We start from the raw sequence: 24,846 nt of genomic DNA, 5'->3' as shown, positions 1-24,846 counted from the left end.
CATCATCCTATGAAGCATATTCATGTCTTCCATAGGGCGATGCCCACCCTCCCCGAACCACACCATGCTTGAACTGCGTCATCTCCGGCCACTCATTGCGATCTCCGGGCCCGACAAGCGGGTCGCCGCCGAGTGCGCCGATCAATGAAAAAAATCCTGATCATCGGAATCGGCGCCGGCAATCCGGACTACCTGACCGTTCAGGCGATCAATGCGCTCAACCAGGCCGACGTGTTCTTCGTGATGGATAAAGGCGTCGCGAAAGAGAAACTGATCGCGCTGCGCAAGCAGATCATCGAACGGTTTGTCGACGGCGATCGCTATCGCATCGTCGAGGCGACCAGCCCCGAACGCCGGCGCGACGAGATCGAATACAGAGCGGCGGTCGACGAACTGAACCGCGACAAGCAGGCGATATTCGAACGCCTGATCTCGGACGAGATGAGCGACGGGGAAATCGGCGCTTTCCTGGTGTGGGGCGACCCGTCGCTGTACGACAGCACGATCCGCATCGTCGAAACCATCGCAAGAGACGGCACGCACGCGTTCGACTACGACGTGATTCCCGGCATCAGCAGCGTCCAGGCACTCGCGGCGCAGCACAAGATTCCGCTGAATCTGATCGGCCGTTCGATCGAGATCACCAACGGCCGCACGATCGCCGAAGGATTCCCGGACAACGTCGACAGCGTGGTGGTGATGCTCGACTCGCAGAACGCGTACCGGCATCTCGCGGATCAGGACCTGGACATCTACTGGGGCGCCTATGTGGGAACGCCCGACGAAATTCTCATTGCAGGAAAGCTCTGCGACGTGATGGACGAAATCGAACGCGTCAGAGCCGACGCGCGCCGCACCCATGGCTGGATCATGGACACCTATCTGCTGCGCAGGCGCAACGGCACGTGATGCGGTGCCGTGCGCCACGCACTCCGAAAGGAGCATTGCGCAAGCCTCAGACGGAAGCCCGCAACGTCTTCGCAGCCGCCACCATGTTCGTCAGTGCCGGAATGACTTCTTCCCACTGACGCGTCTTCAGGCCGCAGTCCGGATTCACCCACAAGCGCTGCGCCGGAATGCGTTCGGCGGCCTTCTTCATCAGTTGCACGATGTGCTCCTGCGTCGGGATGTTCGGCGAGTGAATGTCGTACACGCCCGGCCCGATCTCGTTCGGATAGTTGAAGTTGTCGAACGCGTCGAGCAGCTCCATATCCGAGCGCGACGTTTCGATGGTGATCACGTCGGCGTCCATGTCGGCGATCGACGCGATGATGTCGTTGAACTCCGAATAACACATATGCGTGTGGATCTGCGTCTCGTCTTCCACACCGTTCGCCGTGATACGGAACGATTGCACGGCCCAGTCGAGGTATTCCTGCCACTGCGATTGCCGCAGCGGCAAACCTTCGCGCAATGCGGCCTCGTCGATCTGGATCACGCGCACGCCGGCCTTTTCGAGGTCGAGCACTTCCTCGCGGATCGCCAGCGCGAGCTGGTAGCACGACACCGACCGTGGCTGGTCGTCGCGCACGAACGACCAGTTCAGAATCGTGACCGGGCCGGTCAGCATGCCCTTCATCGGCTTGCTCGTGAGCGACTGCGCATACTTGATCCACTCGACGGTCATCGCCTTCGGACGGCTGATGTCGCCGAACAGGACAGGCGGCTTCACGCAGCGCGAGCCATACGACTGCACCCAGCCGAACTGGCTGAACGCGTAGCCGTCGAGCTGCTCGCCGAAGTACTCCACCATGTCGTTGCGCTCGGCTTCGCCGTGCACCAGCACGTCGAGACCGAGGGCTTCCTGCTCGCGCACGCTGCGTTCGATCTCGGCTTGCATCGCGGCCTTGTAGCCGGCTGCATCCAGTGCGCCGCTCCTGAACTGGCTGCGCGCATGGCGGATTTCGCGGGTCTGTGGGAACGAACCGATGGTCGTCGTGGGGTAAGCCGGCAGGTTCAGCAACGCAGCCTGCTTGTCGGCGCGCGACGGATAGGGATGCTTGCGCTGACCCAACGCCGGATTGATCTTCGCGAGCGCGGCCTTGACCGTCGGGTTGTTGACACGCGAAGAACCGCGGCGCGCGGCAATCGCTGCGCTGTTCGCGGCCAGCTCTGCCTTGACCGCCTCGCGGCCCTGGTTCAACGCCGTGGCCAGCACCTTCAATTCACCCAGTTTCTGCAGCGCGAACGCGAGCCATGAGCAGACTTCCGCATCCAGCTTCTGCTCGCTGTCGAGATCGACCGGCACGTGCAGCAGCGAGCATGACGGTGCGATCCACAGGCGATCGCCCAGGCGCCTGGCAACCGGTTCGAGCCAGTCGAGTACGCTCGCCAGATCGGTCTTCCAGATGTTGCGACCGTTGATCACGCCCAGCGACAGCACGCGATCCTGCGGCAGTTGAGCCATCACCGCATCGACTTCGGCGCGGGCATTGATCGCATCCAGATGCAGGCCCTGCACCGGCAGTTTGCAGGCCAGCGACAGGTTGTCGAGCAACGGGCCGAAGTACGTTGCCAGCAGCAGCTTCACGTTGCCGTTGGCGAGCGCCTCGTACGCAATGGTGTATGCCTGTTGCCATTCGGCGGACAGCTCGGTGACGAGAATCGGCTCGTCAATCTGAACCCATTCGACGCCTTGCGCGGCCAGCATCGCCAGCAGTTCCGCATATACCGGCAGCAGGCGCGGCAGCAGCGCCCGCTTGTTCGACTCGTCCTTAGCCTTACCGAGCGCCAGATAGGTCACCGGGCCGACGATCACCGGCTTGGCCTTCACACCCTGCGCCGTGGCTTCCGTCAGTTGTTCCAGCAGGCGCGACGCATCCAGTTTGAATTCGGTCGTGGCACTGAATTCGGGGACGATGTAGTGGTAGTTGGTGTCGAACCACTTGGTCATCTCGCCGGCGGCCACGCCGCCGCAGCACGCGTTGTGGTCTTCGGCACCCTTGGCCGAGCGGCCGCGGGCGACGCGGAAGGTGTTGTCGAGCGCGTCGCCGTGAAAACCTTGCACTCGTTCCGGCAGGTTGCCCAACGTGAAGCTCATGTCCAGCACCTGGTCGTAGAACGCGAAGTCGCCCACCGGCACGTGGTCGAGATTCGTCTGGTTTTCCCAATGACGTTGACGCAACTGCGCGCCGAGCGCCTTCAGTTCGCCAAGCGAGGATTCGCCTTTCCAGTACGACTCCAGCGCGAATTTCAGTTCGCGCTTCGCGCCGATACGGGGGAAGCCGAGATTGTGTGTCGTTGCCATCAGGTCGCCTTGATTCGGTCAGGTTGCGGATCTGCCGATCGTAGCGAAGGCCACATATGAAGTAAAATGGTGTTAATTCAACAACGCATTAGTTTCACTCATACACCATGCTCGAGAGAATTCATCTGTCGATCGTTCAGGCAGTGGACAAGCACGGCTCGCTGACGGCCGCGGCGGAGATCCTCTGCGTGACGCAGTCCGCCCTCAGCCACTCGATGAAAAAGCTGGAGCAGCAACTAGGCACCGACATCTGGTTACGCGAGGGGCGCAGTCTGCGGCTGACCCAGGCCGGTGAATACCTGCTTGCCGTCGCCAACCGCGTACTGCCGCAACTCGATCTTGCCGAAGAGCGTCTGGGCCAGTACGCGCAGGGCGAACGCGGCTCGCTACGCATCGGAATGGAATGCCATCCGTGCTACCAGTGGCTGCTCAAGGTCGTGTCGCCCTATCTCGCGCGCTGGCCGGATGTCGATGTCGACGTCAAGCAGAAATTCCAGTTCGGCGGAATCGGCGCGCTGTTCGGCTACGAGATCGATCTGCTCGTGACGCCCGATCCGCTGCTCAAGCCGGGCTTGCGCTTCGAACCGGTGTTCGACTACGAGCAGGTGCTGGTGGTGAATCGCGAGCATCCGCTTGCGACGGTCGAGTACGTGAAGCCCGATCAGTTGACGCAGGAGGTGCTGGTCACCTATCCGGTGGAGACCGACCGGCTCGACATCTACAACCAGTTTCTGATGCCTGCGGGCATCACACCGCGGCGGCACAAGACGATCGAGACCACCGACATCATGCTGCAGATGGTCGAAAGCGGCCGGGGCGTCGCGGCGCTGCCTCGCTGGCTCGTCGAAGAGTACGCGGGCAAGATGAACCTCGTCCCGGTACGCCTCGGACGCAAAGGCATCGCCAAGCAGATTTTCCTCGGTGCCCGTGAGACCGACATTGAAATCGATTACCTGAAGGCGTTCGTCGACCTGGCGCGCAAACCGGCGCCGGCCTCAAACAACGTCGTGCCACGACAGACACGACCGGCACGACGAACCCGCTAACCGCGCGCCGCTGCATCGCGCCCCACGCCGAACGTCAGCGCGAGCGCACCGACCAGCAGCACGCCCTTGATGAAATCCTGCATGTAGTACGGCGCATTGAGCATCGTCAGGCCATTCAGCAGCACGCCGACGAACACTGCGCCGACAACCGTGCCGAAAACGTTCGGCCGCTTCGCGCCCCACACCGCATAGCCGACGAGCGCCGCGGCCACCGCGTCGAGCAGCATCGAATGGCCGGCGCTGACGTCGCCGCGCCCTACCCGCGCCGCGATCAGCACACCGCCCAGCGATGCGATCGCGCCCGACGCGACATACGCCGCGATACGGTAGCGCGCGGCCGGTGCGCCCGCGAGCCGCGCCGCGGTCTCATTGCCGCCGATTGCGTAGATCACGCGGCCCCAGCGCGTCGTTTCCATCACGACGCACGCGATCACCGTCAACACCGCAAGCAGCACGACCGGCACCGGCACGACGTCGAATAGACGCAGCCGGCCGAGCGCGAGAAACGCATCGGGAAACGTGCCCGTGGTTTCAGTGCCGTCGGGCAGCACCGTGCCCGTCGCGAGCGAGCGGCCGCCGGTCGGAATCAGCTGCAGACCGGCGAGCAGGAACAGCGTGCCGAGCGTCGCGAGCTGATCGGGCACGCGCAGCCGCGTGATCAGTAGACCGTTGAAGAGCCCCGCGCCGATACCGAGCGCGAGGCATGCGCCGACCGCTGCCAGCGCGTTGCCATGCCAGACGATCAGCACGTAGCTCGCGGCCATCTGCGCCGATGCCGCGACGCTGCCCACCGACAGATCGAAACCACCCGCGGCGAGCGTGATCGTTACGCCGATGCCGAGCAGCGCGACGATCGACACGGCCTGCAGGATGCTGAACAGGTTGTCGACGTTGAGGAACGCTGGCTCCTTCGCGGTGAAGACGACGACCAGCAGCGCGAGCACGATCAGCATGCCGGTGCGCTCGAGATGCACGCGCCATGCGACGCGTGGTCGACGTTCAGTCAGACCGGACGAAGCGTCTGGAGGGGTCGCGGAAACCAGGTCAGTCTTCATGATGGAACGGGGTGAACGGATTCGGAAAGCGCCGCGGGATCGATCGTGCCGCGGTCGAAGTGCACGACGCGATCGGCAATCTCGAATGCTTCTTCGAGGTCGCTGACGAAGACGAGCGTCGCGCGTTCGCGCGCATGGGCGCGCAGCGTGTCGACGATATCGGCGCGGGCGCCGGCGTCGACACCCTGAAACGGTTCGTCGAGCAACAACAGCCGCGCGGGCTGCGCGTGCCAGCGCGCGAGCACGACCTTTTGCTGGTTGCCGCCGGAGAGCTTCGTCAGGCGATCGGCGGGGCCGGTGCAGCGGATGCCGAAGCGCACGATCGCGTCGGTTGCCGCGCGTGCTTCGACCGCACGCCGCACGGTGCCGCGCGGAAACCAGCGCGGCAGGAACGGAAAGCTGATCGTGCCGGCGATCGACGCGAACGGCACGCTGTCCGCGAACAGCGACGTGCGCCAGCGGTCCTCGCCGGCGAGAAACACGCCCGCGCGAATCGCCTGCGCAGGCGAGCGCGGCTGCCACGGCTCGCCGTCGAGCGACATGCGGCCGGCCGCGAGCCGTTCAGCGCCGAAGATCGCGCGCGCAAGACGCGACTTGCCGCCGCCGACCGGTCCCGCGATCGCGACGATCTCGCCGCGTCGCACATCGAGATCGAACGGCACCGCACGCGGCGTGAGCTGCAGACGGTGTGCGCGAAAGCCGGGCGCGGCGGCGTGGGCTTCGCTGGCTGATTGCCGCGTTTCGGCAGCACGTTCATGAGCGTCGCGCAACGGCCGACCGATCATCGTTTCGACAGCCGCATCGAAATCGACCGGCGGACGTAGATCGGCGACGATGCGCCCGTCGCGCACGATCGTGACGCGGTCGGCGAGCCGGCGCAGATCGCCGAGACGATGCGACACCAGCAGGATCGCGACGCCCTCCGCGCGCAACGTGTCGAGCAACGCGAACAGACGCTCGGCTTCGGGCGCGGACAGGCTCGCGGTAGGTTCGTCGAGGATCAGCAGCGCGGGCCGCGTGGCGAGTGCGCGCGCGAGCGTGACGAGTTGCTGCGCGGCAAGCGGCAGCGACGCGAGCGGCGCCGACAGATCCACGTCGAGCCCGACGCGCGCGGCAAACGGCGCCGCGCTGCGCAAACGTGCAGTCGGCGGTGTATGCCACGCGGAGGCCGCATCGCACAGCCGGTCGAGCAGCAGATTGTCTGCGATCGACAGCGACGGCACGACCGCGTCGGCGATCGATTGATGCACGGTCGCAACGCCGAGCCGCTTCGCGGTCTGCGGCGAGTCGGGCGCGAATGGGCGACCCGCAAGCGACAACGTACCCGCGTCTGCGCGATACACGCCGCTCAGAATCTTCACGAGCGTCGACTTGCCCGCGCCGTTCGCGCCCATCAATGCAACGATCTCGCCGGCGCCGATCGACAGATCGACGTGATCGAGCGCGACGGTCGCGCCGAAGCGCTTCGCGAGGGCGGAAACGGTGAGAACGGGAGGTGTCATTGGGGCAGGCTCGGCCTGAAGGTCGACCGGTCATGCTAGCGGTGCGTGCGGAGGGGGCCAACGAAGTGTTGGTCATATGGTTATCAGGCAAAATCAGCAATCGCCTGTTCACCGCAAATTTATCGTCCTATGCTCCCGCCTGCCCCTCCATTTTCGCCCCCGCACGATGACCGACTCCATCCACGCCGCGCTGCTCAACGATCGCCTCGACTGGAACCTGCTGCGCACGTTCCTCGTCATCGCCCGCGAGCAGAGCGTGAGCCGCGCCGCCGCCCGGCTGCACATCACACAGCCCGCGGTGAGTCATGCGCTGCGGCGCCTCGAGGAACAGCTTGGCCGAAAACTCGTGCAACGCAACGGGCCGCGTATCGAAATCACGCCGGCCGGCGAAGAAGTGCGCGAACTGGCCGAGGAAATCTACGGCAGCATCTCGCGGCTCGCCGACGAACAACGCAGCCCGCTCGAAGAAACCCGGCGCGACATCACCGGACACGTGCGGCTCATCACCGTGAGCGGCGTCACGTTTCCGCTCTACGACGAATTTCTCGCGCAGTTTCATCGCCGTTATCCGGGCATCGATTTCGACGTGCAGGTGCTGCGTAGCGCCGATATCGTCAGCGCGCTGCTGCAGCGTACAGCCACCGCGGCGCTCGCGCTGACGCGTCACATGGTCAAGCGCATCGAGCATCAGGTATTCATGCGGGAGCGCTATGCGCTCTATTGCGGCAAACATCATCCGCTGTTCGGCCGCAGCGGACTCACCACCGCCGATCTGCTGAGCGAGAACGTCGTGTCGTTCGCCGCGGATCAGATTGGCAATTCGCTGTCGGCACTTACGTGGTTTCGCGACAAGCACGGCTTCGCGGGGCGCGTCGTCGCGACGTCCGCAAGCGTGACCGAAGTGCGGCGACTGATTTACGCGGGGTTCGGAATCGGCTGTCTGCCGGAGCACGTCGCACTCGACGAAGTGGAGCGCGGCCGGATGATGCGTCTGCCGCCCGACGAAGGCGTCGCCGATGTCGACGTCGTGCTGATGTGGGTCGGCGATCAAAAATTCCGCGCGGCCGAGCAGGTGTTTCTCGACGAGATGCGGGAATTTGCCCGGGAATATCTGGAACGTCGATGACGAGTGCCGGATGCGCGCATCGAGCTAGCGCGCGGCGATATTTACTCCCCCGGCAGCACCGACTTGCCGCGCCGTTTGCGCGGCTTCGGCTCGACGCCCACGCGCGGGTCGCGTGCGAGCACGAGTGCGGTCGTCGTTTCCGCGATGTCTTCGAACGCGGGATCGCCCTCGGCGACATAAAGCCATTTACGCAGCATCGGATGCGGCTGCAACGCAGGCATTTCATCGATCAGCGAGGCTTGACGCTCCTGCGACGTGCACACCAGCAAGCCGTTGAATGGCGCCGCGCGATCGGCGGCCACCAGACACAACCGGCCATCGATATACGCGGCATCGCAGCCGAACATCCGCTTGCAGATGTAGGTCGGATCGCGCTCGAATGCGTCGAAAATCCAGAGGAGCGAATTGCGGACGGAGGAAGGCATCGGCGTGAGGGTCGTTAGCGACTAGACGCCGATGAGCTTACCTTTTATTCACCGGTTCTGGCAGCCGGATCCGGGATTGCTCGTGCCTGCCCTGTCGTCTCGCCGCCAGGCACTCACGCCGTCGACGTCAATGGCTGGCCCACCACTCCGTCGCTTTCTGTTTGTCCCATGCGGGCAACACGTCGCGATCGACGGACGCATTGCTGAGCGCCGGGAAGTCTTTCTTGAACGCCGACATGTCGTCGTCGAACTGGTCTGACACAGTGATGTCCCACGTCCCCCCGCTAAAGCCCGTCGCCGCCTGATCGATCAGCGGAATCAGCGGTCCGGCACGCAGTTCGCCATCCTTGCGTTCGATCACGGTCGCGTCGACGTGCCCCAGGTATACGACCGTGTGCGGCTTGATTTCGACGACGTCGTGCAGCGGCGCGAAGAACATCCCATGGAACGGGAATATGCCGCTCTGCCCGGTGATGCCAACCATCGTGTACTTGCCCGGCGCCAGCGGCAGGCGAACGAAATAGTGGTTGCCGGCGTCGCCGGTGGTGGTCGCCTGGTCGTCGAACTTGAAATTCAACCGGTCTTCGCGACTGTCGGCCGCGCCGCGTTCGAGGTTCAGTACGATCGGACTCGGCTGATAGCTGGTGTGATACGCGTTCTTCAGCGTCACCGTCATCAGCGCATACGAGTTTTGTGTCGTGTCAACGGAACCGGTGCTTGTCGTCGGCGACATCGGGACAACGGTCGCACAGCCGGAAGTCAGGAGGGTGCCCGCGATAGCGCAGATTGCGAGGGTCTTTTTCATGGGAGGTCGGATTGGAATTGGTTTTTAAAACGTAAATCCGGGACATCAGTCGACGCGAATGCACCGAAGCTCGCCGCGTATTGCTACAACGGCAGCTTCAACGGCATGCAAAAGGAAAACTTGAGTGAGCAATTCCTCTAATTGCATCGCGTAGCGCTAATGCCCTAGTACCCCCGCCTCCGATCCACCACATGCCGCAACGCTCCCCCATCGAGCAGCTGCCGCACGTTATACGCAACCTGCTCGCCGATGCATTCGTAGCTCGCCACCGAAGCCATATGCGGTGTCACGATCAGGTTCGGCGCATGCCAGTACGCGTCGTCAGCCGGCAGCGGTTCGACGTCGAACACGTCGACAATCGCGCCGCCAAGCTGCCCGTCCGCGAGCGCCGCGAGCAGGTCCGCCCGCACGACGTGTTCGCCGCGTCCCGCGTGAATCAGCCGTGCACCGCGCGGCAATGCATCGAATGTCGCGCGGCCGAGAATGCCGCGCGTCTGTTCGGTCAACGGCAGCAGGCACACGACGATGTCGAGGTCCGCGCAGAACGCGTCGAACTCATCGGCAACGAACGTCGCGACACCCGGCAGCGATTTGCGTTCGCGCGACCAGCCGCGCACGTCGAAACCGAACCGCTGCAACTCGACCGCGACACGCGCGCCGAGCGTGCCGAGTCCCATCACACCCACCCTGCGACGCGCCGCATGCGTCTGCGCGGGTCGCCACCACAATGCCTTCGACTGGTTCGCGAGCACCGCATCGAAGTGCCGGTGAAAATGCAGCACGCCCCACATCACGAACTCGGTCATCCCCTGCGCATGCGACGGATCGACGACGCGGCATAGCGGAACGTCCGGCAGCGTCGGATCGCTCAGGATGTTGTCGACGCCCGCGGCAATGCTGTGCACGAGCCTGAGTTTCGGCAACGTCGCGAGCGCGCCGGCAGGCGGGTTCCAGCACACGGCGATCTCGGCGTCGGCGGCATCGGGGTCGCCCGGCAGGCAGATACGCAGATGCGGCGCGTGCGGACGCAGCTGCTCCTCAAGCGGGCCGGCGAGGGCCGACATGTCGAAGTCGGCGAGCAGCAGAAGGCGTGTCATGAGCGAAGCGAAGTGGTTTTAACTGCGGGTTTTAACTGCGGTAATCGGACAGACCGTCGTCGATCAGGCGCAACGCGGACTCCCACGCGAGCTGCGTGATGTCGTCCGCCGCTTCGCCGCGGAACTGGCTTGCGGTCAACCGGCATACGTCTTCCGGCGGCAGCGTGAGTTCCGCGCCGCCCGCGAGTGCATGCACCTGGATCTGACACGCGCGCTCGAGAAAATAGATCTCCTGGAACGCGGCGGCCACCGTCGCGCCGCCCGCGAGCAGCCCGTGATTGCGCAGGATCATCGCATTGTTTGCGCCGAGATCGGCGATCAGCCGTTCACGCTCGCCGAGGTCGAGCGCGATGCCTTCGTAGTCGTGATACGACAGGTTGCCGTAGAACTTCAGCGCATGCTGGCTGATCGGCAGCAAGCCCTGCTTTTGTGCGGACACCGCCGAGCCCGCCGACGTATGCGTATGCACGACGAAGTGCAGATCGGGCCGCGCCATATGCACGGCGGAATGGATCGTGAAGCCGGCAGCGTTCACGCGATGGCGCGCATCGTGCGTGGCGCTATCGTCCGCATCAGGTTCGACGACGCGGCCGCTGCCGTCGATCTTCACGAGATCGGACGCACGCATTTCATGAAACAGCACACCGTAGCGGTTGATCAGAAAATGATGCTCGGGGCCTGGCACGCGCGCGGTGATGTGCGTGTCGATCAGGTCGGTCATCCGGAAGTGCGCGACGAGCCGGTACAGCGCGGCCAGTTCGCAGCGAACAGTCCATTCGTCGCTGCTGTAGCGGTGCGCGGCAGCGGCAACGGGGGCGGTTGAAAGTACGGTCATCGAGGGTGTCTCCATGAAGGTGTCGACGCTGCGCATCAGGCTTCCGCCTGTATGACGGCGTCGGGTACATTGCGCAGCGCCACCTGATTCTGATAGCGCGCGAGTCCGACGATACCGCCGAGCGATACCAGCGACAGCAGCGAGAAGAACATCGCGAGCGGCAGCCATTGTCCCTGGTAGCGCTGCGCGATCATCGTGCCGATCAGCGGCGTCGTGCCCGCGGCAACGGTCGCGCACAGCTGGTACGCCATCGAGATACCGGAATAGCGTACCCGCGTCGGGAACGCCGCGCTCATGAAGCCGGCGATCACCGCGTAGATCGCGGACAGCGTGACGACCGCAATCGAAATGCCGATGACGATCGCCACCGGCTGCTGCGTGTTGACGAGCACGAACATCGGGTACGGCGTGAAAATCGACACGCACGCGGCCAGCGTCAGGAAGCGCGCGTCGCCGATCCGCGTCGCGATCAGCGCGGACACCGGTTGCGACAGCAGCTGGATGATCGTCACGACGAACAGGCAGTCGAGAATCAGCGTCTTCGGGATCGTGAGCCACGTCGTCACGTACGAGATCATGAACGTGTTCGTGAAGAAGAAGCCGGCCGCGCCGATCGTCGTGGCCGCGGCGCCGAGCAGGATCGGTCGCAGATGCGAACGCAACGCTTCGCTCACAGGCGCGGTCGCGAGTTGCCGTGCGGCGCGCGCACGCTCGAATTCCGGCGATTCCTCGACGCCGAAGCGGATCGCGAGCCCGATCAGCAGCAACACGAAGCTCGCGAGAAACGGCAGACGCCAGCCCCACGCAATGAAGCTCGCGTGATCGAGCGACGTGACGATACGGAACGCGATCAGCGTGAGCAACAAGCCGGCGGGGCTGCCCATCTGCGGGAACGACGCGAAGAATGTCTTACGGCCCTGCGGCGCATGCTCGCTCGACATCAGCACCGCGCCGCCCCACTCGCCGCCCGCCGCGATGCCCTGCACGATGCGCAGCGCGACGAGCAGCACCGGCGCCCACACGCCAACCGATGCATAGGTAGGCAGCAGGCCGATGCCGGTCGTCGCGGCGCCCATCAGGAACATCGTCAGCAGCAGCATTTTCTTGCGGCCGAGCCGGTCGCCGAGATGACCGAACACCATCCCCGACAGCGGTCGCGCGACAAAGCCGGCGAAGAACGTCGCGAACGACGCAAGCGTGCTCGCGAAGCGGTTCGTGCCGGGAAAGAAGATCTCGCCGAGCACCAGGGCCGCGGCGGTCGCATACGCGTAGAAGTCGTAGAACTCGACGGTGGTGCCGATGAAAGCGGCAGCCGCCGCGCGGACCGGCTGGCGGGTTTGAACCGGATGACTAACCGGATGAGTCATGGCGCCTCACTATCGTCGGATGAACTGCGGTCGGATGAACTGCGGGGAACCGTGCAGTTATCCGGAGCCAATATTCGTCCGGCAAATGCCGTTTTTTTATGATCAGTATTACTGGCGTTAATGAGGCTGTTTCAAGGGTCGGTCGAGGCCACGGCTCAGTGCAGTGAACGGGAAAACCAGCGGTGGATCCGCGCGTGCGCCCCGATGCGGCGGGTCGTGACGAGGCCGTATGACGCGGCAGGCGCGCGGGGAGCGCCCGCGCTATTCAGCCTTGGCTCAGCCTTGACTCAACATCGAAAGTGCTCGATGTCCTGTCCCGCGTTGATCGCCCGTTTGATCCAGTCCGGCCGCTCACCCTGGCCGTCCCATTCGTTGCCGTACGCATCGCGATACTTCGGGATAGAGGCTTCCGCGAGCAGCGCCGCGGCCAGATCCTCTATCGAGATCCCGTACTCTTCCATCCGGTGCCGGATCCAGAGGACCAACCGCTCGCGCGCCTGTCCGTCGAAGTCCAATACCCGTTGTTCTGCTCGTGCTTTCATGACGTACCGGTTTTGCCGCGCCGGCCGGCCGGCTGTGCGCGCTCGAATAATCAACGACGTCGCAATGGACGACGAAGCCTTGGTCTTCAAACAGAACGGCCAGGACGAATAAATCCCGGCATGCTTCCACGGGGGAAACGGCACCTGACCGATCAATGGGTTACGAAACCACGTCCGCGGGGCGGCACGCGCTTCGCTGGTGGAACCCTCATGCAAGGGCTGCTTTTCGATATAAGAGGGATTTTAACATTCATTTTTTTGCTTTCCGCATCGATATTAACGATGGCGGTCCAGCAGACAGATGCGTCGCCGGGCGCATCGCGGTCAATCCCGTCACACCGTTTCAAGACTCTCGCGTGACCGCCTGACCGCCCCCGGCGAGCGTCCAGCCGCACGTTTGAACGCCGCCTCCGATCCGTAGCCGTGCCGTGCGCCCTCGTCGCGCAGCCATGTCAGCGCGGCCGGCGGGTGGACACCGGGCGCTAAAGCCTAGATCGCGGGTAGATCGTCGATGGATTTTTCGATGTGACCGTCGGGGATGTCGGTGTCGATGCCGTCGTTGCCGTCCATGTGCGCGACGGCCTTGATCTTCGGCCCGAGGAAATTCATCCCGCCGAGTGTGAACAGCGACCAGACCAGATTGCCCGCGTGCATCGCGTCGACGACGGCCTTCACCTCGACGATCTCGTGCGGCGACAGCAGCTCGTTGGTCTTCGGATTAACGAGCGCCCATCGCACGTGTGTGATGCGGCCGGTAACGTGATCGATGCGAACGCCGTCGATAGCATACGTCGCCATAAAGGCCTCCCTCATCCTGCGTCCTGGTCAGGGCATCGTAACACTTCCGCCGGCGGGGTCCGGTTCAATGTGCGCTCAACGCATCGGGCGCGGCCTCGGCGGGCCGGTCAGGATGCGCCCCCACAGAAGCCCAGAATCGCGCTCGCGACTTCGTCGGGGGCCTCTCTTTGCGGGAAATGCCCGACGCCATCGAGCAGTACACGACGATAAGCGTCGCTGAAAAAGCGCTCCTTGTTCGCCGAACTGTCCGGATGATTGCAGGCGTCGGCAGCGCCGTGCAGCACGAGTACGGGAACCGCGAGGACCGGCGCGGGGTTCAGACGCTTTTCGTCGACCTCGTAGGCGGGATCGCCGGGTTCGAAACCCCACCGATGACGATACGAATGCAGCACCACGCTCGCCCAGTCCGGATTGTCGAACGCTGCGGCGGCTTCATCGTAATCGGCTGGCGTGTACCAGCCGGCAGGCGACCAGGTGTCCCACATCTGACGCGTAAAGCCGCGCCGGTCCCGCTCGACGGCATGCTGTCCGCGCGACGTCGCCATGAACCAGTGATACCAGTAGTTCCGCGCCTGCGGGTAGCTCAGCGCCTGTTGCGGATCGTTCGTGCCGTAGCCGACCGACAGCATCACCAGATGCGACGCCGCGCGTTCGCGCAGGCCGCATGCATTGGCGACCGCACGCGCGCCCCAGTCGTGCCCCACCAGCGCGGGCTGATGCAGGTCCAGCGCGTCGATGAACTCCAGCAGATCGCGTCCGAGCGCGGCAAGCTGACCGCTGCGCGGGGTGTCCGCATCGCGAAAGCGCGTCGGACCAAAGCCGCGCAGCGCCGGGCACAGCACCCGATAGTCCGCCTGCGCGAGGCGCTCCGCGACCGGTCGCCAGCCCTCGGGGCTGTCGGGCCAGCCGTGCACGAGCACCGCGGTATGCGAGCCGCCCGGGTTCCACTCCAGATAACCCACTTCGAGCCTTTGCGTGCCGATAAACGCGTACTTCTCCATCGCTTTCCTCCTTCATCTCAAACGGGCCTGAAAGAGATAAAGTACGCCGCTTACCTGCGTGAATTGATGAAGAATTCCGTGCTATTTTTCACGTTTCACAATCAATTCGGATGCGGTGGTGAACATGGAATCGGCTAACGTCGGACTGGACATCGTGTTGTTGCGGACCTTCCTCGAAGTGGTCGACACCGGCGGCTTCGCGCTCGCCGCCGAGCAACTGGCGTTGACCGCACCGGCGGTCAGCGGACACATCAAGCGTCTCGAGCAGGCGGCCGGAACCCGCCTGCTGTCGCGGACCACCCGCAGTTTCCGGCTCACGCCGGCTGGCGACATGCTGTACGCGTACGCGCGCAACATCGTCCATCTGGAACAGGAGGCGCGCGCCCGGCTTCGCCATGCGCCGACTGCCGAACGTCTGCGGATCGGCGCGTCGGAAGACTTCACAGGCGCGTGGCTGCCGCACGTGCTGCAGACCTTCAGACGAACCCACCCCGGCGCGAGCGTGCAACTGAAAGTGGGCGTGACCGGGGATCTGACGAAGGAACTGGAACTCGGCCAGCTCGATGTCGTGTTCGGCAAACAATGCACGCAGGTGCCGTCCAACGGCACGTTGCTATGGGAGGAGGAACTGGTTTGGGCCTTCGACAGCCACAGCGCATTCGATCCCGACGCCGACGTGCACATCGCCGTATTTCCGGAGCCTTGCGTTTATCGCGAAGCCGCGATAAACGCGCTGACGCAGGCGGACAAGACGTGGCGCGTGGTATTCGAGAGCAGCAGCATGGCGGGGTGTCTGTCAGCGGCACAAGCCGCCTTCGCGGTCGCACCGGTCGCGCGCAGCCAGTTGCGCGATGGACTGCGCATCCTCGACGCCGCCAACGGTATGCCTGCGTTGCCGCACACGCAGTTCTACGCGTTCTCGAACGGCGCGTCGCACGCCGCGCGCGAACTGATCGCCGCCGTCGAAAAGACCGGCAGAGTCCGCGGGTTCCGCGCGCCGGCGCTTCCCACATGACTTTGATCGCCCGTTGAGCGCTTCGTGAAAAAGTTTTCGAAAGCCTCTTGCTTATCTACTAATCGATAGATAGACTGCTGTTCATGGAAACGCAAACCGTCCGCGAACAGCTTCTGCAACACGCCCAGACCCTGCTGATGACCCGAGGCTATAACGGGTTCAGCTACCGGGATCTTGCCGGTCTCGTCGGCGTGAAGACATCGAGCATCCACTACTACTTCCCCACCAAGGAAGATATGGCGCTCGAAGCCGTGAACGCCTACAGCGACACAGTATTGACTGCCATACGTGGTATAGATCCAGCGTTGCCCGCCGAAAAAAAGCTCGAGCGGTATGCGAAGCAGTTCGGCCTCGTGCTCGGTAATGGCGACCAGATCTGTTTGTGCGGTATGCTGGCAGCGGACATCGAATCGCTGCCGGACAATGTACGGCAAGCCGTGCAAAGTTTTTTCAAGGCTAACGAAAGCTGGCTGGCGAAGGTGCTGGCCGAAGGCGCCGCACGCGGCACGCTGCGTGTGAGCGGTAAAGTGGAAAGCGCGGCGCGCGCGCTGTACGCGTCGTTTCAGGGCGGTGTGCTGGCAAGCCGCCTGTTTCATTCGAAGGCTCGCCTCGAAGATGTCGTGAATTCGGTGCGGGTCGGGTAACGCGAGCAGGTTGTTTCGAAGCCTGTCCGCGATGCAACAGAGCAGTCCGTTTTTTTAACCCGGTGTCTATCTATTAGTAGATACCTAATCATCGAATTTTCTACAGGAGCCTCAACATGTCGATCGAAAAAGTGCTGTATCGCGCTCATGCTCGTGCCACCGGCGGCCGTGACGGCCGTGCGACCTCGTCGGACAACATACTCGACGTCGCATTGACCACGCCGCGTGAACTAGGCGGTTCCGGCGCTGCGGGCACGAACCCGGAGCAGCTGTTCGCCGCGGGCTACTCCGCGTGCTTCCTTGGCGCGATGAAGTTCGTCGCCGCACGCGAAAAGATCGCGTTCCCGGCCGACGGTACAGTGGAAGGCAGCGTGGGTATCGGCGCAATCCCGACGGGCTTCGGCATTGAAGTCGAACTGAAGATCACGCTGCCGGGCCTCGATCGTGCACAAGCCGAACACATCGTCGAAGCAGCACATATCGTGTGCCCCTATTCGAACGCGACGCGCGGCAACATCGATGTGAAGCTCTCCCTGCAGTAACGCAGCAAACGCCGTTTCGACGGCGTTTTATTTTGCCTCGATATCTATCTATATGTAGATAGAAAAAAGATCGCCCTCATCTCTCGAAGGAGCAGGATCATGCAAGGATTGAAGAAGCTCATCGTCGCCGCCTCTATCGGAACCGCGCTCGCATCGGGCGCGTATGCCGCGCCGGTTCTCGAACCCACGACGCAGGCGTTCATCGACGGCCTCGCGGCTCACGGCGGCCCGCCGATCTACACGCTGTCCCCCGCCGATGCGCGCAACGTACTGGCCGGCGCACAAGCGCAGCCGGTGGCGAAGCTGCCCGCGCACATCGAAGACCGCGTGCTGCCGATCGGCCCGACGGGCAAGGTGGCGATCCGCATCGTCAAACCCGAAGGCGCGAGCGGCACACTGCCCGCAGTGATTTACTTCCACGGCGGCGGCTGGGTGCTCGGCGACAGGAACACGCATGACAGGCTCGTTCGTGAGATCGCGAACGGCGCGCACGTGGCGGTGATTTTCGTCGACTACGATCGTTCGCCGGAAACGAAGTACCCGGTGCCGATCGAACAGGCGTACGCGGCAACGACCTACGTGGCGGCCCATCCGAAGGAATTCGGCATCGACGCGAATCGCATCGCGGTCGCAGGCGACAGCGTCGGCGGCAACATGACGGCTGCGGTCACGCTGCTCGCGAAGGAACGTGGTGGCCCGAAGTTCCGCTATCAGGTGCTGTTCTATCCGGTCACCGACGCGAATTTCGACGACGGCTCGTATAACGAATTCGCGAACGGCCCGTGGCTCACGAAGGCCGCGATGAAGTGGTTCTGGGATGCGTATGCACCGAACGTCGCCGACCGCGAAAAGATCACGGCGTCGCCGCTGCGCGCAACGCTCGACGATCTGAAGGGTCTGCCGCCGGCACTCGTGATCACCGACGAAAACGACGTGCTGCGCGACGAAGGCGAAGCGTATGCCCGCAAGCTGTCGCAAGCCGGCGTGCGCGTGACTGCAGTGCGCTACGAAGGCACGATCCACGACTTCGTGATGCTCAACGCGCTCACCGACACCCCGGCCACGCGTGCGGCTATCGCACAGGCCAATGCCGCATTGCGCGGCGCGCTGGCGAAGTAACGAACCGGTAGCCCTGAAGCAGAAAAGCCTGCACGTGTGCAGGCTTTTCTGCCGTGAACGATACAGCGATATAGCGATACAGCGTCAGGCACGACCATCCATCGTGACGGCCGCACCGCCAGGCAACGGCGCATCCGCTGTGACGCCGCTGTCTTTCGGCAGCGCCCATTGCAGCCAGCGTGCGCGATGCAGTACGACCAGCGCGAATGCCAGCGCCGACAGCACACCGAACGTCGCGAAACCCATCTGGTAGCTGCCCGTGCTTTCCTTCGCAATGCCCATGATCACCGGCAGATAGAATCCACCGATCCCGCCGGCCGCACCGATAATGCCCGACATCAACCCGGTCTTGCCCTTCCAGCGTTGCGGTACGAGCTGAAACGTCGCGCCGTTGCCAAGCCCGAAGCACAGATAGGTGACGACGAGCAGCGCAATGCCTGCGGACAGCGGCGGCATCCATGCGGCAAACGCGAAATCGCATAACGAAATGGCGGCCAGCAGCAGCACGAGCGCACGCACGCCGGAGATGCGGTCGGCGACGAGTCCGCCGATCGGCCGCACCAGCGCGCCGATGAACGCGAGCAGCGACATGAACAGCCCCGCTTCGAGACGCGGCATCTGGTACAGCGAAACCAGCAGCGTCGTCACATACGACGACATCCCGACGAAACCGCCGAAGGTAATGCTGTAGACGAGCATCACGACCCACGTGTCGCCTTCCGCGAGCACCGCACGATAGTGCGACGGCAGCACGGCGATCGCGAGCAGCGCACCGAGCACCGGCAGCAGCAGTACGCCTGTTTTGCCTCCGCCAAGGACGCCTGCATGGACCACGAGCACGAGCGCGAGCAGACCCACGAGCGTCACGCAGAAGCTGCGAAGCGCCTTCGGCGCGCTGCCGGATTTCGGCCCGAGATCCTGCGCCCAGAAAAACAGCGCGACCGCGGCGAGCGCGAGCAGCGGCAGAGCGGCGCCGGCCGCATGTGCCCAGCCGAAGCGTTCCGCGAGACTCGGAAACATGAAGCCGTCGAGCACCGCGCCGATGTTGCCCGCCGCCGCGAGACCCAGCACCAGGCCCTGCACCTTCGGCGGATAGTTGCTGCCCGCCATCGGCAACGCCACCGCGAAACTCGCGCCGCCGACGCCGAGGAACACACCCAGTACGAGCAGCAACGTGTACGACGGCGCACCCTGCATCAACAGCAACACGACCGACGGAATCGCCGACAGCGCGACGCCGAGCAGCGCAATGCGCCGGCCGTCGTAGGCCTGATAGAGATTGCCGAGGGTCACCCGCAGGATCGCCGCGCCGAGCACCGGCACCGCGACCAGAAAGCCGAGCTCCGCCGGCGACATCGCGATGTCCTTATGGATGAACGGCGCGAGCGGCCCGAACATCACCCACACGGTAAAACCCGTGTCGAAATACAGAAAGCACGCGAGCAGCGCGCGCCAGTTTCCGCTCTTTAGCGAATTCAGCAGATGGGTCATAGGTCACTCTCACAGGGCGTAGCGATGGCGATGGCGACGACGGCGAGATCGCGACGGAGCAACGAAGCCGCAAAAAAAAGCGTCCCGAATCGCGGATGCTTACCAATCGCTCGGTAAGCACGCCGCGGTTCGGGACGCCGTTGCCCCTCGGGCCGTCGCAGTGCGCTTCGCGGCCCAGTCGAAATCCGGTATGTCGAGGTCTCCGTTGACCTCGGGCCCGACAATGCAATAGCCATGCCACGCGTGCTGCGTGTGCGTCAGGGGTGGCGCACGGCACCGGGCAGCATGAGCCGAACCGGCCGCGCGGGCCTTGTGCGGCGAGGCATTCGCCTCCGGGTGCCCACCTCGCTCCGCGTGCGTCGATAAACGTCGCGTCGACCGCATGCGAATTGGCGAGCGCAGCTTCCAGGCGCCTGAATGTCGCTTTACGAATAGGTTTGGTGCAGTGCGATGGAGCGTCGCACCATCGCCGTGCGGTCTACCGCGCATCGCCTCTTTTCGACGACGTCTGCGCGACCTCGCCGACGATCGCCTCGCAGTCTCTCACTAGCGCCATGTACTACCATGCTACGGTACGCGATTCCTGGTGCGACGTAGTTCGGGCAGGAGGACAAACCATGACAGACGGCCCCGACCGGCCCGACGAGACCATCGCCAGCAAGACGCGGCGCGTAAAGGTTGCACCTCTGCAGCCACACCCGGCGACACATGCCGACGAAGAAACTCCCATACCGATCGCGCTATACGGGCTGTGCGTTCTCGCTTTCGTAGTGGGTATCGTAACGGGGTTCGGCGCTGTCGTTTTCCGCGGCCTGATCGGGTTGGTACACAACGCCTTCTTTCTCGGCCACTTTTCCTTTGCCTACGATGCGAGCCACTTTACGCCGGCCTCCCCGTGGGGCGCATTCGTCATCCTCGTGCCTGTCGCAGGCGGCCTCGCGGTCACCTGGATCGTGAGCAATTTCGCGCCTGAGGCAAAAGGTCACGGTGTGCCAGAAGTGATGGACGCCATCTATTACAAGCACGGCATCATCCGTCCAGTGGTTGCCGTCGTGAAATCGATTGCGTCGGCGCTGGCGATCGGCTCCGGCGCGGCAGTTGGACGCGAAGGGCCGATCATCCAGATAGGCTCCGCGCTCGGTTCGACTCTGGGCCAGGTCGTGCGGATGACAGCCGGCCAGCGCATCACGCTGGTGGCAGCCGGCGCGGGTGCCGGCATCGCTGCGACGTTCAACACACCGATTGGCGGCGTGCTGTTCGCCACAGAACTGATGATGCCTGAAATCAGCGTCAACACGTTTCTGCCCGTAGCCATTGCCACGGGCACGGCAACCTTCATCGGCCGTCTGTTCTTCGGGGTCGCGCCAGCCTTCTTCGTGCCCGCCCAGCTCGGTGCAATTCCGAACCAGCCAGGCAGCGCGTTCACCCTGGTGCTCTATGCGCTGCTCGGTGCGGTGACAGGTGCCGCCGCCGCTCTGCTGATTCGCTCGCTGCACTGGGCCGAAGATGCTTTCGACCGTCTACCTGGCCGCTACACGCGGCACGCCAGCGGCATGCTGATTGTCGGCCTGACCATGTATCTGCTGTGGCGCTATGCAGGCCACTACTACGTCGAGGGCGTCGGCTACGCGACGATTCAGGCGACACTCTACGGTCAACTGCAAGGCGGGGTATTCCTGCTGGTGCTGGCCCTGTGCAAAACGCTGGCGACCTCGGTCAGTCTCGGTTCCGGCTCGTCGGGTGGCGTGTTTTCGCCGTCGCTCTTCGTCGGTGCGACGCTTGGGGCATCATTCGCGTCGCTCGTTTCGATGGCGTTGCCTGGGGCTCCAGTGAGTCCAGCCGCGTTTGCGATGGTCGGAATGGGCGCCATGGTCGGCGGCGGCACGGGGGCCGCCATGACGGCCGTGGCGATGATCTTCGAGATGACCCGCGACTACGACATCGTGCTGCCGATGATCATCGCCGTGGCGGTCAGTCTGGGCATACGTAGACTGCTGACGCCCGAGAGCATCTATACGCTCAAGCTGGCACGACGGGGGCATCCGATCCCCAATGCGCTGCATGCCAACATGTTTCTCGTACAGAACGCTGCGCAGGTGATGGAAACCGACGTCTTCGTACTCGACGAAAAGGTCCCCTTCCGGGACACGCTCGCACGCGCGGAAGGTCCGCCGTTCCGGCACGTCGTGGTCACGAGGGAGAACGAGATCTGCGGCGTGCTGCGGATCAACACAGGATTGCGGCGTGCCGTCAGTCAGAGCGATGCGGACGTGACGCTTGGCATTCTTGCGCAACGCAACTTCATCGTCGTGCGGGAAAGCGAAGTTGCATTCGGGGTAATTACCCGGCTCTGGAAACAGCATGCCGTCATGGCAGTCGTGGTTGGACTCGAGGAGGGTCATGGTCCCGTTCGCGTGCTCGGCGTGATTGCGAAGGAGCACATCGCCGACGCCGTCGCGAGCAGCATCAGGATATTTCCGGGGTAGATCGACCCCGGACCCGGCCACTGCATGGTTTTTGCCCATGCAGCCCGCGCATGCGGAACGCGGCTTCCGTCGCCATCAGCACAAGGAGTGAAATGAAACTGCCCCATGGGCTGGATGTCGCCCGTAAGCGCATCGCCAAGGTACTGCACCTCGACGAACTGGAGGACTCACTCCGGTCCTGGTCGACGGCTCGCAGCGATGCTATCCCGCAGTGGGTAATCGTCTATCGCACAGCGCAAGGATTCTGCTGCCTTTACGACGGCGTTGCTGTCGATTTTCAGGACATGCTCGACGTGCAGATATGGGCCGAGGAAATGGACGTACAGACGTACTACATCGGCCTGTGAAGCAGCCGCACCATGCCCGGCTGGCGAGCCTCGCCTGACAACCCGCCGGCCGCAAACGCCGCGACTTCAGGGCCGCTTTGTGGAATGGTCGCCGTAGCGCTCCGACAGCGCCTCGTAGAGCGGTGGAGCGAAAAGTCCTGATACGCGGCTCGCGATCAGCGCAGTCGCCATCAATGAAATCACGAGTGCGTGCCCGTTGATCATCTCGATCACGATGACAAACGCCGTGATGGGACTCTGCGTGACAGCGGCCAGATAGCCCACCATGCCGAGTGCAATCAACATCGGCAGCTGCATCTGCGAAAGCAGGAGATGAATCGCATTGCCGATGCCCGCGCCAATTGCAAGCGACGGAGCGAACAGACCGCCCGGGGAGCCCGGCAGGTACGAACCGACCATCGAAGCGATCTTGAACACCGGATAAAGAACGGTCAGGTGCGCGCGACCTTCCAGCATCCCTCGCGCTTCCGCGTAGCCGCTGCCGAACGTGTGCCCTCCCGAAAGCACGCCGATGATGGCAACCAGCAGGCCGCATGCGGCACCGAAGGCGATGGGTTGCCGCATGCGCCAGCTCGACAGGACATCCGGCATCCAGCGCTGTGTATTGAGCAGGAGCCAGCAGAAGATGCCTCCCGCGACGCCTGCGATAACCCCGATCAGGACAACCGCGAGCGCGAGCAGATCGGGGAAATGCGAGCCGACGTCGATCGTTCCGAAATACGTGTAGTTACCTTGAAGTCCGAGAGACACGACGCCTGCGAAGACGATCGCCGTAATCGTCACCCCGCTTGTCCGCTCCTCGAAGCTGCGGGTCAGTTCTTCGATGGCGAAGACCACGCCCGCCAGCGGAGCATTGAACGCGGCCGACAGACCCGCGGCTGCGCCGGCAAGCGCCAGCCTGCGTTCGAGCGCTCCCCCGCGGATCGCGCGAAAGCGGGCGGGATAGAAAACCCGCAGATTGAACATGAGCGCGGAACCCACGTGAATGGTCGGCCCCTCGCGGCCGATCGTGAAACCGCCCAGGATCGCAAGGAAGGACACGAGGATCTTGCCCACCAGGATCCTGATCGTCAGAAGGCGCTGACCGAGTTCGCGGGAGCCATGCAGGCTGGCAATGACCTGCGGGATGCCACTACCCTCCGAGCCCGGGAAAAAACGGCGTGTGAGCCAGACGCACGCGGCGCCGATAGCCGGCGTGACCAGTAGCGGAAGCCAGCGATATTGCGCGGCATACCGGAGGAACGTTTCATATCCGGCATCGATCAGTCTCGCATAGGCCACCGCGAGCAGCCCGACGACGATCGTGCCCAGCCAGAACACTCCGTAGTGCAGCCACAGTCGATGCGCATGCTGAAATGTACGTCTGTCGATGAACCTGAGCATGCGTATCACGGTGCGTCCTCGAAAAAAAGCCAGTATAAACGGTAAGGCACGATGTGACATAAATGCCTGCACGCCGGCGCAAGGCTTTCGCCAGTCTGAAGCGATTCGCTTCGGCCCGGCGAGGCACTACCTTCCCAACGCGTCTCGCCGAACGACGCGCTGCGCTGAAACCTGGCGTGATCCACTGTGAGGATGTGCCCGCCGGGAGGCAACTCTCATGACCTGGTCGACGCGGCGAACAGCCAGCCAGCCGAAACAATCTCCGATTTGTGCAGCGCTGCCAGCTTCAGCAGGCAACGCTCGCCTCTCGATGTCAGGTGCACCTGAATCTGCCGCCGGTCTGTGTCGCTTGGGCGCCGAACGACAAGCCCTGCTGCCTCGCAACGGGAAACCAGTGCAGCGGTTCCATTGGGTGCCGCCTGCAATCGCTCGGCGAGTTCTCCGACTGTTGCCCACTGACGACCGCGAAATCCCCGCACATGCAGGAGCAGCTGATATTGCAGCGATGTAATTCCTTCAGCGTGCGTCACTTCTTCTGAAAACCGGAGAAATCGTCGCAGCTGATAGCGAAATTCCGACATGGTTTCCAGATCGTGCTTCTGTGGACCCTGCGAGGTTGCACTTTTGCGTGGACTCATCGAAGCTCCTCCAGGATTTGAACATCGGGTTGAAAATATGTCATACCGTGCCTAGACTAGGTTCACAATAGCAGTGCCCACCTGCTTCCGCGAGCAGGCATGGGGCTGGTAGTGTAACCGCCACACTACCTCGACCCAGGGCCGGACAAAGGTGTTGGATCGTGCCGGGTATTTGTGCGGGTATACCGGTGTTTCGACGGCAAGAGGAGAATGGCTGCGCGGTGTTGATGCGGTAGCTGGAATCAGATGACACAGCACAAATGACGAACTGCTTCAGTTTCGCGCTGGCCTTGGGTCTTGCGACCTTCGCGTGGGGCAACGCCTACGCGCGGGCT

Annotated in this window: 23 protein-coding genes; 9 read left to right on the top strand and 14 right to left on the bottom strand. The window is 63.5% G+C overall.

Features of this window, described 5'->3' with window-relative positions:
- The first annotated feature begins 144 nt into the window (after positions 1-144).
- A complete protein-coding gene (gene cobF / locus ACREXZ_RS13705; RefSeq protein ID WP_431764624.1) occupies positions 145-909 on the top strand; it encodes a precorrin-6A synthase (deacetylating) in 765 nt (254 codons plus the stop codon).
- A 46-nt stretch (positions 910-955) separates the two neighbouring features.
- Here cobF and metE read toward each other — a convergent pair whose 3' ends face one another.
- Positions 956-3,247: a 5-methyltetrahydropteroyltriglutamate--homocysteine S-methyltransferase gene (gene metE, locus ACREXZ_RS13700; protein ID WP_431764623.1), complete on the bottom strand. Its 2,292-nt coding sequence runs from the start codon at positions 3,245-3,247 to the stop codon at positions 956-958.
- A gap of 107 nt (positions 3,248-3,354) precedes the next feature.
- On the opposite strand from metE, the gene ACREXZ_RS13695 reads away from it, so the two are divergent.
- The gene (locus ACREXZ_RS13695; protein ID WP_431764622.1) at positions 3,355-4,293 is read left to right on the top strand and encodes a LysR family transcriptional regulator; all 939 of its coding nucleotides are present in this window, start codon (positions 3,355-3,357) and stop codon (positions 4,291-4,293) included.
- Here the strand turns inward: ACREXZ_RS13695 and ACREXZ_RS13690 are convergent.
- Together ACREXZ_RS13690 and ACREXZ_RS13685 are read right to left on the bottom strand one after the other, a co-directional pair.
- A complete protein-coding gene (locus ACREXZ_RS13690) occupies positions 4,290-5,246 on the bottom strand; it encodes an ABC transporter permease (RefSeq protein ID WP_431764745.1) in 957 nt (318 codons plus the stop codon). The genes ACREXZ_RS13695 and ACREXZ_RS13690 overlap by 4 nt on opposite strands.
- 98 nt (positions 5,247-5,344) lie before the next feature.
- Entirely contained in the window at positions 5,345-6,850 is a 1,506-nt protein-coding gene (locus ACREXZ_RS13685) for a sugar ABC transporter ATP-binding protein (RefSeq protein WP_431764621.1), read from the bottom strand.
- Between the two features lie 166 nt (positions 6,851-7,016).
- Between ACREXZ_RS13685 and ACREXZ_RS13680 the strand changes: the two genes are divergently transcribed.
- Positions 7,017-7,976 carry a LysR family transcriptional regulator gene (locus ACREXZ_RS13680; RefSeq protein WP_431764620.1) on the top strand — a complete coding sequence of 320 codons (960 nt, stop codon included), beginning with the start codon at positions 7,017-7,019 and terminating at the stop codon, positions 7,974-7,976.
- 41 nt (positions 7,977-8,017) lie between these two features.
- Here the strand turns inward: ACREXZ_RS13680 and ACREXZ_RS13675 are convergent, their stop codons facing one another.
- From ACREXZ_RS13675 to ACREXZ_RS13640, 8 genes are all read right to left on the bottom strand, one after another.
- Positions 8,018-8,401, bottom strand: coding sequence for a hypothetical protein (locus tag ACREXZ_RS13675; RefSeq protein ID WP_431764619.1), 384 nt, complete (start codon positions 8,399-8,401; stop codon positions 8,018-8,020).
- 127 nt (positions 8,402-8,528) lie between these two features.
- On the bottom strand, positions 8,529-9,134 hold the full coding sequence (locus ACREXZ_RS13670; protein ID WP_431764618.1) for a hypothetical protein: 606 nt from the start codon (positions 9,132-9,134) through the stop codon (positions 8,529-8,531).
- A gap of 236 nt (positions 9,135-9,370) precedes the next feature.
- On the bottom strand, positions 9,371-10,303 hold the full coding sequence (locus tag ACREXZ_RS13665; RefSeq protein ID WP_431764617.1) for a 2-hydroxyacid dehydrogenase: 933 nt from the start codon (positions 10,301-10,303) through the stop codon (positions 9,371-9,373).
- A gap of 31 nt (positions 10,304-10,334) precedes the next feature.
- Entirely contained in the window at positions 10,335-11,138 is an 804-nt protein-coding gene (locus ACREXZ_RS13660; protein ID WP_431764616.1) for a class II aldolase/adducin family protein, read from the bottom strand.
- A gap of 35 nt (positions 11,139-11,173) precedes the next feature.
- Positions 11,174-12,505, bottom strand: a complete 1,332-nt coding sequence (locus ACREXZ_RS13655; protein WP_431764615.1) for an MFS transporter — start codon at positions 12,503-12,505, stop codon at positions 11,174-11,176.
- Positions 12,506-12,792: 287 nt separating this feature from the next.
- A complete protein-coding gene (locus ACREXZ_RS13650) occupies positions 12,793-13,137 on the bottom strand; it encodes an H-NS family nucleoid-associated regulatory protein (protein WP_431764614.1) in 345 nt (114 codons plus the stop codon).
- Between the two features lie 399 nt (positions 13,138-13,536).
- Entirely contained in the window at positions 13,537-13,845 is a 309-nt protein-coding gene (locus tag ACREXZ_RS13645; protein WP_431764613.1) for a hypothetical protein, read from the bottom strand.
- Between the two features lie 107 nt (positions 13,846-13,952).
- Entirely contained in the window at positions 13,953-14,846 is an 894-nt protein-coding gene (locus ACREXZ_RS13640) for an alpha/beta fold hydrolase (protein ID WP_431764612.1), read from the bottom strand.
- A gap of 124 nt (positions 14,847-14,970) precedes the next feature.
- Between ACREXZ_RS13640 and ACREXZ_RS13635 the strand changes: the two genes are divergently transcribed.
- The 4 genes from ACREXZ_RS13635 to ACREXZ_RS13620 all read left to right on the top strand — a co-directional run bounded on the left by ACREXZ_RS13635 (position 14,971) and on the right by ACREXZ_RS13620 (position 18,166).
- On the top strand, positions 14,971-15,861 hold the full coding sequence (locus ACREXZ_RS13635; protein ID WP_431764611.1) for a LysR family transcriptional regulator: 891 nt from the start codon (positions 14,971-14,973) through the stop codon (positions 15,859-15,861).
- A gap of 83 nt (positions 15,862-15,944) precedes the next feature.
- On the top strand, positions 15,945-16,505 hold the full coding sequence (locus tag ACREXZ_RS13630; protein WP_431764610.1) for a TetR/AcrR family transcriptional regulator: 561 nt from the start codon (positions 15,945-15,947) through the stop codon (positions 16,503-16,505).
- A 116-nt stretch (positions 16,506-16,621) separates the two neighbouring features.
- Positions 16,622-17,047 carry an organic hydroperoxide resistance protein gene (locus tag ACREXZ_RS13625; RefSeq protein WP_431764609.1) on the top strand — a complete coding sequence of 142 codons (426 nt, stop codon included), beginning with the start codon at positions 16,622-16,624 and terminating at the stop codon, positions 17,045-17,047.
- A 99-nt stretch (positions 17,048-17,146) separates the two neighbouring features.
- A complete protein-coding gene (locus ACREXZ_RS13620) occupies positions 17,147-18,166 on the top strand; it encodes an alpha/beta hydrolase (RefSeq protein WP_431764608.1) in 1,020 nt (339 codons plus the stop codon).
- An 84-nt stretch (positions 18,167-18,250) separates the two neighbouring features.
- Here ACREXZ_RS13620 and ACREXZ_RS13615 read toward each other — a convergent pair whose 3' ends face one another.
- Positions 18,251-19,657 carry an MFS transporter gene (locus tag ACREXZ_RS13615; protein WP_431764607.1) on the bottom strand — a complete coding sequence of 469 codons (1,407 nt, stop codon included), beginning with the start codon at positions 19,655-19,657 and terminating at the stop codon, positions 18,251-18,253.
- A 617-nt stretch (positions 19,658-20,274) separates the two neighbouring features.
- On the opposite strand from ACREXZ_RS13615, the gene ACREXZ_RS13610 reads away from it, so the two are divergent.
- Together ACREXZ_RS13610 and ACREXZ_RS13605 are read left to right on the top strand one after the other, a co-directional pair.
- A complete protein-coding gene (locus ACREXZ_RS13610) occupies positions 20,275-22,143 on the top strand; it encodes a chloride channel protein (RefSeq protein WP_431764606.1) in 1,869 nt (622 codons plus the stop codon).
- A 92-nt stretch (positions 22,144-22,235) separates the two neighbouring features.
- The gene (locus ACREXZ_RS13605; RefSeq protein ID WP_431764605.1) at positions 22,236-22,490 is read left to right on the top strand and encodes a hypothetical protein; all 255 of its coding nucleotides are present in this window, start codon (positions 22,236-22,238) and stop codon (positions 22,488-22,490) included.
- Positions 22,491-22,556: 66 nt separating this feature from the next.
- On the opposite strand, the gene ACREXZ_RS13600 is transcribed toward ACREXZ_RS13605, so the two are convergent.
- Positions 22,557-23,873: a chloride channel protein gene (locus tag ACREXZ_RS13600; RefSeq protein WP_431764744.1), complete on the bottom strand. Its 1,317-nt coding sequence runs from the start codon at positions 23,871-23,873 to the stop codon at positions 22,557-22,559.
- Positions 23,874-24,088: 215 nt separating this feature from the next.
- Positions 24,089-24,511 (bottom strand): MarR family winged helix-turn-helix transcriptional regulator, encoded by a 423-nt coding sequence (locus tag ACREXZ_RS13595; RefSeq protein WP_431764604.1) that lies wholly within the window; start codon positions 24,509-24,511, stop codon positions 24,089-24,091.
- Between the last annotated feature and the right edge of the window lie 335 nt (positions 24,512-24,846).

Source organism: Paraburkholderia sp., assembly GCF_050742655.1.
Taxonomy (GTDB): Bacteria; Pseudomonadota; Gammaproteobacteria; order Burkholderiales; family Burkholderiaceae; genus Paraburkholderia.
The sequence above is the reverse complement of the archived record's forward strand: the minus strand, read 5'-3'. Positions and strand labels throughout refer to the sequence as shown.